The following is a 15,035-nucleotide window of genomic DNA, read 5'->3' as shown; positions in this document are numbered from 1 at the left end:
CCGCGCGGGTCTAGCTCAGTCGGACAGAAACCACGGGGAAGAACCATGACCGACACCCGCCTGAACGGCGTCATCCGCGCCTGGGAAGCCGGCAAGCCCGCCTTCACCTGCTTCGCCAAGGCCGACAAGCAGAGCGCCATCGACCTCTCGGACTCGCCCTATGACGGCCTGGTGTTCGAGATGGAGCACAATCCCTGGGACATGGCCGCCCTCGGCGATTCCCTGCAGTACCTGCTGAACCGCAAGCAGATCCATTCGGCCGCCACTCTGGCGCCGCAGGTCACCCCGATCGTCCGCGTGCCGGCCAACGGCGTCGAGATGAACCAGGCCTACGCCAAGCAGGCGCTCGACCGCGGCGTCTACGGCGTGATCTGGCCGCACATCAACGACGTGGCCCAGGCCTACAACGCCGTCGCCTCGTGCCGCTACGCCCGCCCCAAGAACGCCTCGCTGTACGAACCGCGCGGCGTGCGCGGCGATGGTCCCGCCACCGCCGCCCGCTACTGGGGTCTGTCGATGGCCGACTACTACGCCAAGGCCGACGTCTGGCCGCTGGCCCCGCAGGGCGAGCTGCTGGTCGGGCTGATGATCGAGAGCGTCAAGGGCGTCGAGAACCTCGACGAGATCCTGAAAGAGGTGCCCGGCATCGGCTTCGTGCTGATCGGGGAGGGCGACCTTTCCCAGGAAATGGGCTTCCCGCGCCAGTACGACCATCCCGACGTGCGCGACGCCATGAAGAAGGTCGCCGAGACCTGCGTGCGCCACGGCGTGCCGGTCGGCAATCCGCACACCAACGCGGGCAATCTCGAACGCCTGCTGTCGGAAGGCTATCGCTGGCTGATGGCCGCCCCGCAGCGCTCCTACGGCGTGGTCGGCAAGGGCAAGGAGCTGGCGGGGTATTAGGCGTAGGCAGCGCGTCCAGGGCCCGGCTTCTCGTCATTTTCGATGTGGAATGACGAGAAGCGGGCGGCGACGCTAATAGCCGCCGGTATCGAGAACGCGTCCTTCATACTCGGGGCGGCGGCGCCATGCCCAAGGAAAGGTTGGCGTGCGCTCCCATGCTTCGAGGACCTCAAGCTGGATCGCGCCCATTGTCTCGCCGGCGCATCGGCTTCCATCGGGATGATCGTGCCGGGGCGGATCGCCGACGTTCAGGTCGCCGGAATACAGTTCAGCGAGCGCCTCGCTTTCGAAATGGCCGCCTTCGACGCCGATTAGAAATTCGGTGCGGCAATCCTGGCAGGCGATCCGAGCCAGAGCCCTCCGTTCGTGGCCAACACCAAGAGCGTCGGGCTCGAATTTCTTATATCGCGGCACGCCATTGAACCACCACGTCGGCGGCTCGGGTATTCGGGAAATGATGTCGTCGTAAAGCGTGTGCATGGCTTCATTCTGGCCTGATGGCGGCTTGGCGCAAGTATCAGCCATCCCCTGCACGCTTTGAGCGCCGACACCATCCGGACGCTGGGGCGCATCGCTGAGAACGCCCGGAAATCTATCGCTTTCCGGCCCGATTGGATTGGAGGCCGCCCCCTTCGCCGTGGTCTCAACTTCCCATGATCGAACAACACCCGGCCGCGTAATCGCCGGGGAACGGGGAGTGACCATGAACGGCGCCGAAAGCCTTGTGAACACGCTGGCCGACCAGGGCGTCGAGGTCTGTTTCGCCAATCCCGGCACCTCGGAAATGCACTTCCTGGCGGCGCTGGAAAATCCCCGCATCCGCAGCGTCCTGTGCCTGTTCGAGGGCGTGGCCACCGGCGCCGCCGACGGCTGGGCCCGGATGAAGGACAAGCCGGCTTCCACCCTGCTGCATCTGGGTCCAGGCCTCGCCAACGGCCTGGCCAACATCCACAACGCCAAGCGCGCCGGCGTCGGCATGGTCAACATCATCGGCGAGCACGCCGCCTCGCACCTGAAGTACGACGCGCCGCTGACCTCCGACATCCAGGGGCTGGCCAGGCCGCTGTGCCACTGGGTGCGCACCACCGACAGCTCGGAGTCCATCGCCACCGACACCGCCGCCGCCGTCGCCAAGGCCAACGAGGGCCTGGTCTCGGCCCTGATCCTGCCCGGCGACGCCAGCTGGGGCGAGGCGGGCGAGGTTCCCAAGCTTCCCAAGCGCGAGCCGACCCGCCGCGCGCCGCCGGCCGACAAGGTCGAGCACATCGCCAAGGTCCTGCGCTCGGGCGAGCCGACCCTGATCATCTTCGGCGGCAAGTCCATGCGGGGTCGTTCGCTGCATCTGGCCGGCCGCGTCGCCGCCAACACGGGCTGCCGCATCGCCACCCAGTTCTTCAGCGTCCGCATCGAGCGTGGCGCGGGCCGCACGCCGCTGGAGCGCATCCCCTACGCCGTGAACCAGGCCGTGACCTTCCTCAGCGGCTTCAAGCACATCGTCACGGTCGAGACCGGCGAGCCGATCGCCTTCTTCAGCTATCCTGATAAGCCCAGCGTGCTGAAGCCCGCCGGTTGCCAGGTGCACGAACTGGTCGCCAAGGACGAGGACAGCATCCTCGGGCTCGAAATGCTGGCCGAGGCCTTGGGTGCGCTGAAGACCGACCCGGTGCTGCAAGCGCGCTCGGAGCAGGCGGCCCCGCAGGGCGCGCTGAACCCGGTCAGCATCGCTCATGCGCTCAGCTACGCCATGCCCGAAAACTGCATCCTGGTGGACGAGTCCCTGACCACCGGCCGGGAGTCGATGGGCCTGACCGCCGGAGCGCGGCCGCACGACACCATCCAGAACATGGGCGGCTCGATCGGCTACGGCACGCCGGTGGCGACGGGGGCGGCCATGGCCTGCCCGGACCGCCGGACCTTCTGCATGGTGGGCGACGGCAGCGCCATGTACACGATCCAGTCGCTGTGGACCCAGGCCCGCGAAGGCCTGCCGGTCACGACGATCATCTTCGCCAACAACAGCTACGCCATCCTCAAGGCCGAATACTCGAACATGGGCGCGGGCGCCGCGCCGGGGCCGCGCGCCCTGTCGATGATCGACATCGGCAATCCGACCATCGACTGGGTCGCCATGGCCAAGAGCATGGGCGTGCCGGCGGTCAGCGTCGAGACGGCGGAAGACTTCACCCAGGCCATGATCAACTCCACCCGCGAGGCGGGCCCGGTGCTGATCGAAGTCAAACTCTAAGAACGAACCGGGAGGGACCGCGTCATGAGCGACGTTGCGGCCGAAGTGCTGACTCTGAAGACCAACCTGGCCGACTATCCGGTGACCAAGGCCATGAAGGACGGCCGGGTGACGTCCGAAATCGTCACCCTGGATTTCTGTGGCCCCGAACAGGCCCACAACGGCTTCAAGGACATGGTCCGCCGCAACCAGTACGACGCCGGCGAGCTGGCGATCGTCACCTACCTGCAGGCCAAGTGCTACGGGAAGCCCTACTTGCTGCTGCCGGCCCCGATCTCGGGCCGCTTCCAGCACCACTGCGCCGGCTTCAACAAGGAGCTCGGCCACCTCGACCCCAAGGACATCGAGGGCAGGGAAGTGGGCGTGCGCACCTACGCCCAGACCACCGGCCTGTGGATCCGCGGCGTGCTCCAGCACGAATACGGCGTCGATCTCGACAAGGTCACCTGGCGCACCACCGGCGACGGCCACCTGGAGGAATACAGCGATCCCGCCAACTGCGTGCGCCTGCCCAAGGGCTCGGACATCGGTCAGATGATGCTGGACGGGCAGTTGGCCGCCACCCTGCAAGGCGTCGACCTGCCCAAGGATCCGCGCGTGCAGTACCTGGTGCCGGACCCGTTCAACGCCGCCAAGGCCTGGTTCGAGCGCGAGCAGGTCGTGCCGATCAACCACATCTTCGTGGTCCACGAGGATGTCGCCAAGCAGCGCCCTGACGTGGTTCGCGAGATCTACCGGATGATCGTCGAGAGCCGCGCCCTGACCGAGGGCGGCCCGCCGGCCGTCTATCCGCCGTTCGGTCTGGAGGCCAACCGCAAGGGCCTGCAATTGGCCATCGACTGGGCCTTCGACCAGAAGATCATCCCGCGCAAGCTGTCGGTCGACGAACTGTTCGACGACCTCACCGCCAGCCTCGGCGCCTGATCCAGATCATCTCGGTTGCTTCGACGCCGGCGCGCCCGGACCTCGCGGCCCGGACGCGTCGGCGTTCGTCGTTGTGAAGTCGTCACAGAATATTTCTTGAGATTCCGGCCGGTCGCGGCGGTGAAAAATGAATAGGCCTGTCCGGTAAAGCAATCATCGGGCGAGGCGAAGGCGCGTCATCCTCCTGACGCTGCGTCAATGAACGCGGCGAACCATAAGAACAGGCCGACCGGGCAGCGGATACGGCGTGGAGGGAACGATGAAGAACCTCGGAAGGACCGCCGTCTTTCTGGCCGGGGCCAGCGCGCTTGCGCTCGCCACTTCGGCCTTCGCCCAGACCAATCCGCCCGAAACGCCGCCCGCCGGCGAAACCGTGGAGACCACGGTCGACGCCGTGGTCGTCACCGGCTCGCGCGTCATCCGCAACGGCGACGCCAGCCCGTCGCCCGTCACCGTCGTCCAGACCGACGACGTCCTGCGCGCAGCCCCCGGCAGTCTGGCCGAGGCTCTGAACGTCCTGCCGGTGTTCGCCGGTTCGCGCGGGGCGGGGGTCAATCCGACTTCGACCGGCAGCGTCGGGGCCGGCAACGCCTCGGCCAACCAGCTGAACCTGCGCAACATCGGCGCCAACCGCACCCTGATCCTGCTGGACGGCCTGCGCGTGCCGCCGACCTTGCTGAACGGCGTCGTCGACGTGGATCTGATCCCGCAGATGCTGGTGCAGCGGGTCGACACCGTCACCGGCGGCGTCTCGGCGGTCTATGGCTCCGACGCCGTCACCGGCGTCGTGAACTACATCGTCGACAAGAAGTTCGAGGGCCTGAAGATGCTGGCCCAGGCCGGCGTCTCCCAGCAGGGCGACGGCGAGAAGGTCGATGTCGGCGTCGCCGCCGGAACCCGCTTCGCCGGCGGTCGTGGCCATGTCGAGGCCAGCTACGAGTATCGCGACGAGAAGGGCATCGCCTACCGCTCCGACCGCGACTGGATGAACGTCTGGGGCGTGGCCGGAGCCGGCACGGCGGCCAATCCCTATGTGCTCTACAGCGATCTGCGTCAGGCTGGCTTCCCGTTCGGCGGCCTGATCACCAGCGGCGCGCTGTCGGGTCAGACCTTCGCCACGAACGGGACCCTGCGGGCCTTCGTCCCGGGGACCGCCACCGGCTCGTCCGCCCTCCAGGTCGGCGGCGACGGCGGCTACTACGACTCCTCGCTGCTGGCGCCGATGAAGGGCCACCAGCTGTTCGGCCGCGTCGACTACGACCTCACCGACAACGTCCACGGCTATCTGCAGGTCGGCGGCAACCTCAAGACCAACGCCAACTATTCCGACTACGTCCGGCTGACCAACGTCACGCTCAGCTCGACCAACGCCTTCCTGTCGCCGACCTACCAGGCGCAGTTGGCCGGCGCGAACCAGTCGACCTTCCGGCTTAGCGAACTGATGAGCAGCGGCGGCAGGTTGGAAGCGCGCTCGAAGTCACGGCAGTGGATCTACATGGGCGGGCTGAACGGTTCGCTCGGCGACTACAAGTGGGGCGTCGACTTCACCCATGGCCAGACGCGCCTGGGCACGACCCTGGCCAACAACCTCAACAACCAGCGCCTGGCCGCCGCTCTGGACGCCGTCGTCGACCCGTCCAGCGGCAAGATCGTCTGCAACATCGCCCTGACCAATCCTAGCCTGGCCCAGGGTTGCGCGCCGCTGAACGTCTTCGGCCCCACCGCCGCCAGCGCCGAGGCCATCGACTACGTCTTCCAGGAGACCCACTATACCGCGCGCACGGTGATGGACTCGGTGTCGGGCCACATCGACGGCTCGCCGTTCAGCACCTGGGCCGGCCCCGTGGGCCTGGCCTTGTCGGGCGAGTGGCGCAAGCTGAGCTTCGAGTCCTCCAGCGACGCTCTGCCGTCCGACGTCGTGAACTGCACGGGCATCCGCTACAATTGCACCGCCGGTTCGGCCCTGTGGACCCAGACCTTCGCCAGCAGCCCCAAGGTCAGCCAGACCGTCAAGGAGGCCGCGCTCGAAGCCGACGTGCCGTTGGTCAAGGACCTGCCCCTGATGCGCGCGCTCAGCATCAACGGTGCGGCCCGCTTCACCAGCTACGACACCAGCGGCGACTACTGGACCTGGAAGCTGGGCCTCGACTGGCGTCTGAACGACACCGTGCGCCTACGCGGTACCCGTTCGCGCGACATCCGTGCGCCGACGCTCTACGAGCTGTTCGCCCCGGTCAATTCGGTGCCCGTCAGCACCCAGGATCTGCTGACGACGCTCAGCCCGACGGTGGCCTCGGTCGATCTGTCCAACCCCGACCTCAAGGCCGAGATCGGCGACACCGCCACGCTCGGCGTGGTCTGGAGCCCGATCCCGCGCTTCTCGGTGGCGCTGGACGCCTACCACATCACCGTCAAGGACGCGGTCACCCAGGTGAACGGCGCCACGGCCGCCTATCAGCGGGCCTGCTACGACAGCGGCGGGACCTCGCCGTTCTGCGCCTTGCAGGACCGCCTCAACGGCTATGCCGACAAGAGCGCCTCCAACGTCGTGCAGCGCTGGTACACCAAGTACTACAACATCGCCCAGGTCGAGACCTGGGGCGCGGACCTGGAGGTCAACTACGCCACGACGGCTTTCGAGCGGCCCGCCTCGCTGCGCTTCCTGGCGGCCTTCCAGCCGCACGTCTACTACCGCCAGCCGGGGGTCACGACCACCGACCAGGGCGGGGTCGCCTTCGGCCCGCTGGGGGCCGCCGCCGGCCCATCGCTGCGCCTGACGGCGCTGGCCCGCTTCCAGCCGCTGGAGAACCTGACGGTCGACGTCATGCAGCGCTGGCGCGACGACATGAAGCTGGGCGGCGACCCGTCGCAGATCTGGGCGAACAACAAGATCGCCTCCTTCGCCACCACAAGCCTGACCCTGACCTATCAGGCCGACACCCGAGCCGGGCGGACGGACTTCTTCTTCAACGTCCAGAACCTGTTCGACGCCGATCCGCCGCCCGGGGCCTACGCCCTCAACGGCACGCGGGCGGGCCTGCGCGACGGCTACGCCATCGGCGACGACGTCATGGGCCGCTATTTCACGATCGGCGCGCGGCTGAAGATGTAGCGACAAGCGGAAACGGCCGGAGAGCGTCTCCGGCCGTTTCACGTCGTGGTCTATGGCGAGAGGTCAGCCGACCGGATGGCCCTCGAACCAGAAGGCGGCCGAGGCCAGCATGAGCGTCCAGGCGGACGCCGGGCGCGCGGCTTGCGGGCGAGGGGGCTTCTGCGCCGGCGAACGCGTGGAAACCGAGGCGCGCGGCGCCGTCGCGGCAATTGACCTGGACACTTCCAACCCTCGTATTTTTCGCGAGTAGGCGCGGAAGGCGCTGGCGAAGCAACGGGGCGGGGCGGCGAGGACCCCGGCCGTGCGCGAAACTTATCGCGCCGAACGACAAACTAATATGCGGGCCGCGTCACGGCGGTGCGGGCGCCCATCCATGCGAGGGCGCGGCCAGGGCGCCGTCCTCGGGTTTCGTTCAGCGCGCCGGCAGGGGACGCGTTGAAGCCGTGCGGAGCATCTTACGCAGAGCTGGCCGAATGGCCGGCCGGCGTTTGCTACCGCATTGGATTTAAAGAAGGAAAATGGTGGATGCTGCAGGGATTGAACCTGCGACCCCCTCGGTGTGAACGAGGTGCTCTCCCGCTGAGCTAAGCATCCGCCGGGTGGGCTGGGCCTTCCGAAGAAGTCCCCGCCGCGAGAGGAAGGGGGCTATAGACCGCTCTTTTCCGCGCCGCAAGAGCCCAAAAGCGAGATTGCGGCCTCGGGGACCTCGGAAAAGCGATCTATCAACAGATCTCCGCCGAGGGTCTCGACCGGGGCCTCGGTGTAGCCGAACGAGACCAGCAGGGCCGGCACGTTCGCGGCCTTGGCGCTCAGGACGTCGTTGATGCTGTCGCCGACCATCACCGCCCGAGTGGGATCGCCGCCGACCGCGGCGATGGCTGCCAGCACGTGGCGTGGGTCGGGCTTGGGGGCGGGGGCGTCGTCGGCGCCGACCACGGCGTCGAAGAATCGGGTCAGGTCGACGGCGTCCAGCAGGGCGACCGACAGGTGGGTCAGCTTGTTGGTGCAGACCACCAGGCGCGCGCCGGCGGCCTTCAGGTCGGTGAGCACCTCGACCACGCCCTCGAACGGCGCGCTCTCGTGGGCGATGCGGCCCAGATAGATGGCGATGAAGCGCTCGACCAGCCGGGGCGCGCGCTCGGCGTCCAGCGGCGCGCCGGCGGCGGCGAAGCCTCGTTCCAGCAGCGCCTTGGCCCCGCGGCCGACCATCTTGCGCACGTCGTCGAAGGGCAGGGCGGGCAGGCCCTCCTCGGCGAGGATGGTGTTCAGCGCGCCCACCAGGTCCGGCGCGGTGTCGACCAGGGTGCCGTCGAGGTCGAAGGCGATGGTTGCGTCCCGAAGGGCGGTTTCGTGGGCGTGCGGAAGAGACATGCTCTGGCCTTTCGGCTAAAGGCGCGGCTAATGCAACTTTGGTTCGCTTCGGAGTCGCTCTGGTCATGACTACGACCACCTCATCCCACGGCAGTGGCCGTCCGCGCGCGGCGGTGATCCTGGCCGCCGGCCAGGGCACCCGGATGAAGTCGCCGACGCCCAAGGTGCTGCACAAGGTCGGCGGCCGGCCGATGCTCGACCACGCCATCGACGCCGCGCAGGCCCTGGGCTGCGAGCGCATCGTGGTGGTCGTGGGCGCGCACAGCCCACAGGTCGGCGAGCACGCCCGCAAGCGCCTTGGCCCGAACGCCACCGTCGTGCAGGATCCGCCGCTGGGCACTGGCCACGCCGTACTGGCGGCCAAGGACGCCCTGGCAGATTTCGACGGCGACGTGGTCGTCACCTATGCCGACTGCCCGCTGCTGAACGCCCCGGTGATCGCGCCGCTGTTCGACCTGCGCGCCGCCGGGACCGACGTCGCCGTGCTGGGCTTCGAGGCCGCCGATCCCGGCGCCTACGGCCGCCTGGTGCTGGCCCCGGGCCACGTGCTGTTGCGCATCGTCGAGGCCAAGGACGCCGAGCCGGCCGTCCTGGCCCTCAAGCACTGCAATTCCGGCGTGCTGGCCGCCGACCGCGCCCAGCTGTTCGACCTGCTGGCAGCCGTCGGCAACGACAACGCCAAGGGCGAATACTATCTGACCGACATCGTCGGCATCGCCCATGACCGCAAGCTGGCCACCCGCGCCGCCTTCGCGCCCGAGGCCGCCGTGCAGGGCGTCAATTCCCAGGCCGAGTTGGCCGCCGCCGAGGCCGTCTGGCAGGCCGGCCGCCGCGCCGTCCTGATGGCCGAGGGCGTGACCATGCCCGCGCCCGAGACCGTCCACCTGTCGTGGGACACGGCGATCGCCGCCGGCGTCACGGTCGAACAGTTCGTGGTGTTCGGCGCGGGCGTCAGCGTCGCTTCCGGCGCGGTGATCAAGGCTTTCAGCCACCTGGAAGGCGCGTCGGTCGGGGAGGGCGCCCTGATCGGTCCCTACGCCCGCCTGCGGCCGGGAGCCGAGATCGGCCCCGAGGCCCACATCGGCAACTTCGTCGAGGTCAAGAAGGTCAAGGTCGGGGCCGGCGCCAAGGCCAACCATCTGACTTATCTGGGCGACGGCTCGGTTGGCCCGAAGGCCAACATCGGGGCCGGCACGATCTTCTGCAACTACGACGGCTTCGAGAAGTTCGAGACCCATGTCGGCGCGGGCGCCTTCATCGGCTCCAACTCGGCCCTCGTCGCGCCGGTGCGGATCGGCGACGGGGCCATGACCGGCTCGGGCTCGGTGATCACCGCCGACGTTCCCGCCGGCGACCTGGCGCTCAGCCGCGCCCCGCAAGCCAACAAGACCGGGTGGGCGGCCAGGTTCCGCGCCCTGAAACAGGCCAAGAAGGACAAGAAGGCATGAGCGCCGACGACCAGAAGAGAATTTCGGGCGAAGCGGCCGCGCAGCTGGTTGAATCCGGCATGGTCGTGGGCCTGGGCACCGGCTCGACCGCCGCTTGGTTCGTCAAGGCCCTGGCCGCCCGCAAGCTCGACATCCGCGGCGTGCCGACCTCGGAAGCCACCGCCAGCCTCGCCCGCGAGCTCGGCATCACGCTGGTGGCGCTGGACGACGTCAAGACGATCGACCTCACCGTCGACGGCGCCGACGAGATCGGCCCGGGCCTGTCCCTGATCAAGGGCGGCGGCGCGGCCCTGCTGCGCGAGAAGCTGGTCTGGGAAGCCTCCAGCCGCTGCGTCGTCATCGCCGACGCCGCCAAGCACGTGAAGGTGCTGGGCAAGTTCCCGCTGCCGATCGAGGTGGTGCGCTTCGGCCATCCTCACACCGGTTACCGACTGGCCGACATCGCCGCCGAGTTCGACCTGCCGCCCCCGCGTCTGCGCATGGCCGACCGCGGCGTCGTCGCCACCGACGGCGGCAACGTGATCTACGACATGGCCTCGGGCGCGATCCCCGACCCGGCCGCCCTGGCGGCGGCGCTGAAGACCGTCACCGGCGTCGTCGACCACGGCCTGTTCCTCGACTTGGCCGACGAGGCCCTGATCGGGACCGACGAAGGGGTGGTCAAGCTTCTGCCTTGATCCCATATCCCGATCCCGCTGTTTCCAGTTCGCTTTGATCCGGAGCCGATGATGGCTGAGTACGACTTCGACCTCTTCGTCATCGGCGCCGGTTCGGGCGGCGTGCGCGCCGCGCGGCTGGCGGCCCTGTCGGGCGCCAAGGTGGCCGTGGCCGAGGAATACCGGGTCGGCGGCACCTGCGTGGTGCGCGGCTGCGTGCCCAAGAAGTTCATGGTCTACGCCAGCGAGGTCTCCAGCCAGCTGAAGACCGCCAAGGGCTACGGCTGGACGGTCGGGCAGGCCAGCTTCGACTGGAAGACCTTCCTGCACGACAAGGACGTCGAGATCGCGCGGCTGTCGGGCATCTACGTCACCAACCTGCGCAAGGCCGGCGCCCACCTGCTGCACGGCAAGGCCCGCATCCTCGACGCCCACACCGTCGAGGTGCTGCCCAAGGAAGGCTCCGAAGGCGACGCCGGCCGCTACACCGCCAGGCGGATCCTGGTGGCCACGGGCGGCCGCCCGGTGCGTCCGGCGTTCGAGGGGGCCGAGCACGGCATCACCTCGGACGAGGCTTTCCACCTGCCGACCCTGCCCAAGCGGGTGCTGGTGGTCGGCGGCGGTTACATCGCCGTCGAGTTCGCCGGCATCTATGCCGGCCTCGGTGTCGAGACCACGCTCTGCTACCGCGGCTCCAACATCCTGCGCGGCTTCGACGACGACGTTCGCGCCCATCTCGCCGACGAGATGGAGAAGCGCGGCGTCAAGGTGGTGCTGGGCTGCTCGCACAAGTCGATCGAAAAGACCGACGCCGGCCTCGTCAGCACCTTCAACAACAACCTGACCTTCGAGAGCGACGTGGTGCTCTTCGCCACCGGCCGCGACCCCTATGTCGAGGGGCTGGGCCTCGAGAACGCCGGGGTGAAGCTGAACGACAAGGGCGCCATCGCCGTCGACGCCCATTCGAAGACCAATGTCGACAGCATCTGGGCCGTCGGCGACGTCACCGACCGCATCAACCTGACGCCGGTGGCGATCCGCGAAGGCGCGGCCTTCGCCCAGACCGAGTTCTACGGCAATCCGACCACCTTCGACCACGACCTCGTCGCCTCGGCCGTGTTCTCGCAACCGCCGATCGGCGCGGTGGGCATGAGCGAGGCCGAGGCCCGCCACGCCTTCGGCAAGGTCGACATCTATCGCGCCGTCTTCCGGCCGATGAAGCTGACCTTCTACGGCGGCCAGGAGCGCTGCCTGATGAAGCTGGTCGTCCGCCAGGACAACGAGCAGGTCGTCGGCGTCCACGTGGTCGGTCCCGACGCGCCCGAGATCATCCAGATGGCCGCCATCGCCGTGAAGATGGGCGTGACCAAGCCGCAGTGGGACAGCACCTGCGCTGTCCACCCGACCCTGGCCGAGGAACTGGTGACCATGCGCGAGAAGTACGTTCCGGCCGAGGTGGGCGGCGTATGAACCAGACGGCCGTGACCGAGAAGCCGACGCCGTGGCTGGGCGGCGTCATGATCTTCCTGTTCGTGATGACCCCGTTGCTGGGCTATCTCGCGCAGCTCGGTTTCGCGCCTCTGCTGTCCCTGGTCGGTCTATTGGCCCTGCCGGTGATCGGCCGTCCGCGCGCCCCGATCGCTCCGGCCTTCATCCTGCTGTTGCTGGCCCTGTGGGGCGTGTGGAGCATGGCCTGGAGCCCGGCCGCCCCACCGCCCGGTTCGCTGAAGGCGTATGGCGACATCGAGAAGCTGACGGCCGCCAAGCTCGTCCTGCAGCTTGTGCTCTATGGCGCGGCGGTGGGCGCGGCCTTCCGCCTGTCGGGCCGCGCGGCCGACCGCGCCGCGACCGTCATGGGGTTCGGCGTCCTGGCCCTGGCGATCGTCATCGGCGTAGATGCGCTGACCGGCGCGGCGATCTTCCAGAAGTTTCGCGTCCTGACCGGCGATCCGGTGCGCCCGGACGTCGCCAAGGTGAAGATCAGCATCGGCTGCTACGTGCTGGCGGTGATGTTCTGGCCGGCCGCCGCGGCGCTGGCGCGGCGCGGCAAGGCGGCGGCCGTGCTGCTGCTGCTGGCCGGCGCGGTCGTCACCTCGGTGCTGTCGAGCGCGGACTCCTGCCTCGTCGCGCTCGCGGCGGGACTGGTGACCTGGGCGCTGATCAAGTTCGGCGGCAAGTTCGGCGGGCGGGCGCTGACCCTGTTCGTGGCGTTGCCGTTCGTGGTGGCCCCGATCGCCGTGCTCTGGGCCATCCAGAGCGGCTTCTGGGCCTGGCTGCACGTCCTGGTGCCGCCGTCCTGGGACGCGCGCCTGAACATCTGGGCCTTCGCCGCCGACCACGTGCAGACCCATCCGTTCCGGGGATGGGGTCTGGACGCCAGCCGCACCTTCGGCGACGCCATCCCGCTGCACACCCACAACGCCCAGCTCCAGCTGTGGCTCGAGCTCGGCGCGATCGGCGCGGCCCTGGCCGGCGCCTTCTTCTGCTGGCTGGCCTATGGCGTGACGCGCACGGCCGAGACCGATCGCGGCGCGGCGGCGACGGCGGGCGCGGCCCTGGTCAGCTACCTGGTCATCGGCGCGCTCAGCTTCGGGGTCTGGCAGGAGTGGTGGATCGCCGTCGGCGCCCTGGCCATCATCGCCTGCGTCGCCCTGCGTCGTTCGAGCAGCGAATACAGCGACGGGTTGGTTGAAATTTCCCCGCTGGGCTAAAATATACAGCTTCGCCGCATGATTTTTGCTTTTACCCTCGTGGTGCGCTATCAGCGCTCCCCTTTAGAACGTTTGAGAACATCATGACCGCCCGGTGGACCCCCGCGACCTGGAGAGCCAAACCCGCCAAGCACGTGCCGACGGATTATCCGGACGCCGGCGCTGTCGAGCGGGTCGAGCAGACCCTCCGCCAGATGCCGCCGCTGGTCTTCGCCGGCGAGGCGCGCCGTCTGAAGAGCCTGCTGGGCGACGTGGCCGAAGGCCGGGCCTTCCTGCTGCAGGGCGGCGACTGCGCCGAGAGCTTCAAGGAATTCCACGCCGACAACATCCGCGACACCTTCCGCCTGATCCTGCAGATGGCGGTGGTGCTGACCTTCGCCGGCGGCAAGCCGGTGGTGAAGGTGGGCCGCATCGCCGGCCAGTTCGCCAAGCCGCGCTCCGAGCCGATCGAGACGATCGACGATGTGACCCTGCCGTCCTATCGCGGCGACATCATCAACGGCATGGACTTCAACGAGGCCGAGCGCGTTCCCGACCCGGATCGCCTGCTGAAGGCCTACGGCCAGTCGGCGGCGACCCTGAACCTGCTGCGCGCCTTCGCCAGCGGCGGCTATGCCGACCTCTACAACATCCACCGCTGGACCCTGGGCTTCGTCGGCGACAGCCCGCAGGGCGCGCGCTACCGCGAACTGTCGGAGAAGATCTCCGAGGCCCTGACCTTCATGTCGGCCGTCGGCGTCACGCCCGACACCCAGCCGGACCTGAAGCGCGTCGAGTTCTTCACCAGCCATGAGGCCCTGCTGCTGGGCTTCGAGGAAGCCATGACCCGCGTCGATAGCACTTCGGGCGACTGGTACGACACCAGCGCCCACCTGCTGTGGATCGGCGAGCGCACCCGCCAGCTGGACGGCGCCCACATCGAGTTCATGCGCGGCGTGAAGAACCCGATCGGCCTGAAGTGCGGCCCGACCATGGAGGGCGACGACCTCCTGCGCCTGATCGACGTGCTGAACCCCAACAACGAGCCGGGCCGTCTGACCCTCTACGGCCGTTTCGGTTCGGACAAGATCGCCGACCGCCTGCCGCGCCTGATGAAGGCCACCAAGGCCGACGGCCGCGCGGTGGTCTGGGCCACCGACCCGATGCACGGCAACACGCTGAAGGCCTCGACCGGCTACAAGACCCGTCCGTTCGACCGCATCCTCTCCGAAGTGAAGAGCTTCGTGGAAGTGGCCCATTCGGAAGGCGTCCACCCCGGCGGGGTGCACCTGGAGATGACCGGCCAGAACGTCACCGAATGCCTGGGCGGCGCCCGTGCGGTGTCGGAGACCGATCTGGCCGACCGCTACCACACCCACTGCGACCCGCGTCTGAATGGCGAGCAGGCGCTGGAGCTGGCGTTCCTGGTGGCTGAAAAGCTGAAGGCCGCCCGCGACGACCAACGCAAGGCCGCCAACGGCTAAGCACAGTTCAAGCTGACCCTAAGGGAAAGCTCGAATCCGAGACCAAAGGGGCCGCGTGGATCAGTTCCACGCGGCCCTTTCAATAGTGCCCTTACGGCATGTGAGACGATTTCGCCGCTGCGAGCGATTGCGTTTCGCAGATGCACACGCAAGACCTTCCAACGACTTGACCGCTAGCCCGGCGCTCTCCAATGGTTGTTTG

At 68.3% G+C, this 15,035-nt stretch carries 11 protein-coding genes and 1 tRNA gene; 9 read left to right on the top strand and 3 right to left on the bottom strand.

What is annotated here, in order from left to right; all coding sequences use genetic code 11:
* Positions 1-45: 45 nt before the first annotated feature.
* Positions 46-903, top strand: coding sequence for an HpcH/HpaI aldolase family protein (locus AC07NG_RS11620; RefSeq protein ID WP_494594198.1), 858 nt, complete (start codon positions 46-48; stop codon positions 901-903).
* Between the two features lie 72 nt (positions 904-975).
* Here AC07NG_RS11620 and AC07NG_RS11615 read toward each other — a convergent pair whose 3' ends face one another.
* Positions 976-1,383, bottom strand: a complete 408-nt coding sequence (locus AC07NG_RS11615) for a hypothetical protein (RefSeq protein WP_494594196.1) — start codon at positions 1,381-1,383, stop codon at positions 976-978.
* Between the two features lie 223 nt (positions 1,384-1,606).
* Between AC07NG_RS11615 and AC07NG_RS11610 the strand changes: the two genes are divergently transcribed.
* From AC07NG_RS11610 to AC07NG_RS11600, 3 genes are all read left to right on the top strand, one after another.
* Positions 1,607-3,148 (top strand): acetolactate synthase large subunit, encoded by a 1,542-nt coding sequence (locus tag AC07NG_RS11610; RefSeq protein WP_494594194.1) that lies wholly within the window; start codon positions 1,607-1,609, stop codon positions 3,146-3,148.
* Positions 3,149-3,172: 24 nt separating this feature from the next.
* Positions 3,173-4,072 (top strand): substrate-binding domain-containing protein, encoded by a 900-nt coding sequence (locus AC07NG_RS11605; protein WP_494594192.1) that lies wholly within the window; start codon positions 3,173-3,175, stop codon positions 4,070-4,072.
* A gap of 259 nt (positions 4,073-4,331) precedes the next feature.
* Positions 4,332-7,184, top strand: a complete 2,853-nt coding sequence (locus AC07NG_RS11600) for a TonB-dependent receptor plug domain-containing protein (RefSeq protein WP_494594190.1) — start codon at positions 4,332-4,334, stop codon at positions 7,182-7,184.
* 519 nt (positions 7,185-7,703) lie between these two features.
* Here AC07NG_RS11600 and AC07NG_RS11595 read toward each other — a convergent pair.
* Positions 7,704-7,778: transfer RNA gene (locus tag AC07NG_RS11595), tRNA-Val, on the bottom strand.
* 51 nt (positions 7,779-7,829) lie between these two features.
* A complete protein-coding gene (gene gph / locus AC07NG_RS11590; protein WP_494594188.1) occupies positions 7,830-8,555 on the bottom strand; it encodes a phosphoglycolate phosphatase in 726 nt (241 codons plus the stop codon).
* A gap of 65 nt (positions 8,556-8,620) precedes the next feature.
* Between gph and glmU the strand changes: the two genes are divergently transcribed.
* The 5 genes from glmU to AC07NG_RS11565 all read left to right on the top strand — a co-directional run bounded on the left by glmU (position 8,621) and on the right by AC07NG_RS11565 (position 14,833).
* Positions 8,621-10,003 (top strand): bifunctional UDP-N-acetylglucosamine diphosphorylase/glucosamine-1-phosphate N-acetyltransferase GlmU, encoded by a 1,383-nt coding sequence (gene glmU, locus AC07NG_RS11585; protein WP_494594186.1) that lies wholly within the window; start codon positions 8,621-8,623, stop codon positions 10,001-10,003.
* The gene (gene rpiA / locus AC07NG_RS11580) at positions 10,000-10,680 is read left to right on the top strand and encodes a ribose-5-phosphate isomerase RpiA (RefSeq protein WP_492854753.1); all 681 of its coding nucleotides are present in this window, start codon (positions 10,000-10,002) and stop codon (positions 10,678-10,680) included. Before glmU ends, rpiA begins: the two co-directional genes overlap by 4 nt.
* 51 nt (positions 10,681-10,731) lie before the next feature.
* Positions 10,732-12,129 (top strand): glutathione-disulfide reductase, encoded by a 1,398-nt coding sequence (gene gor / locus AC07NG_RS11575; RefSeq protein ID WP_494594184.1) that lies wholly within the window; start codon positions 10,732-10,734, stop codon positions 12,127-12,129.
* Complete coding sequence (locus AC07NG_RS11570; RefSeq protein ID WP_494594182.1) at positions 12,126-13,370, top strand: O-antigen ligase family protein; 1,245 nt, start codon at positions 12,126-12,128, stop codon at positions 13,368-13,370. The genes gor and AC07NG_RS11570 overlap by 4 nt, the downstream gene beginning before the upstream one ends.
* Positions 13,371-13,453: 83 nt before the next feature.
* On the top strand, positions 13,454-14,833 hold the full coding sequence (locus AC07NG_RS11565) for a class II 3-deoxy-7-phosphoheptulonate synthase (RefSeq protein ID WP_487291551.1): 1,380 nt from the start codon (positions 13,454-13,456) through the stop codon (positions 14,831-14,833).
* Positions 14,834-15,035 lie beyond the last annotated feature (202 nt).

The sequence above is a fragment of the Caulobacter sp. GW821-FHT10C03 genome, from assembly GCF_059415485.1.
This window is presented reverse-complemented; position numbering and strand designations above follow the sequence as displayed.

Bases quoted from the DNA above. Each gene is read 5' to 3' on its own strand.
- AC07NG_RS11565 (WP_487291551.1), top strand. From the start codon at position 13,454: ATGACCGCCCGGTGGACCCCCGCGACCTGGAGAGCCAAACCCGCCAAG.
- AC07NG_RS11620 (WP_494594198.1), top strand. From the start codon at position 46: ATGACCGACACCCGCCTGAACGGCGTCATCCGCGCCTGGGAAGCCGGC.
- gor (WP_494594184.1), top strand. From the start codon at position 10,732: ATGGCTGAGTACGACTTCGACCTCTTCGTCATCGGCGCCGGTTCGGGC.
- AC07NG_RS11570 (WP_494594182.1), top strand. From the start codon at position 12,126: ATGAACCAGACGGCCGTGACCGAGAAGCCGACGCCGTGGCTGGGCGGC.
- AC07NG_RS11610 (WP_494594194.1), top strand. From the start codon at position 1,607: ATGAACGGCGCCGAAAGCCTTGTGAACACGCTGGCCGACCAGGGCGTC.
- AC07NG_RS11615 (WP_494594196.1), bottom strand. From the start codon at position 1,383: ATGCACACGCTTTACGACGACATCATTTCCCGAATACCCGAGCCGCCG.
- AC07NG_RS11605 (WP_494594192.1), top strand. From the start codon at position 3,173: ATGAGCGACGTTGCGGCCGAAGTGCTGACTCTGAAGACCAACCTGGCC.
- gph (WP_494594188.1), bottom strand. From the start codon at position 8,555: ATGTCTCTTCCGCACGCCCACGAAACCGCCCTTCGGGACGCAACCATC.
- glmU (WP_494594186.1), top strand. From the start codon at position 8,621: ATGACTACGACCACCTCATCCCACGGCAGTGGCCGTCCGCGCGCGGCG.
- rpiA (WP_492854753.1), top strand. From the start codon at position 10,000: ATGAGCGCCGACGACCAGAAGAGAATTTCGGGCGAAGCGGCCGCGCAG.
- AC07NG_RS11600 (WP_494594190.1), top strand. From the start codon at position 4,332: ATGAAGAACCTCGGAAGGACCGCCGTCTTTCTGGCCGGGGCCAGCGCG.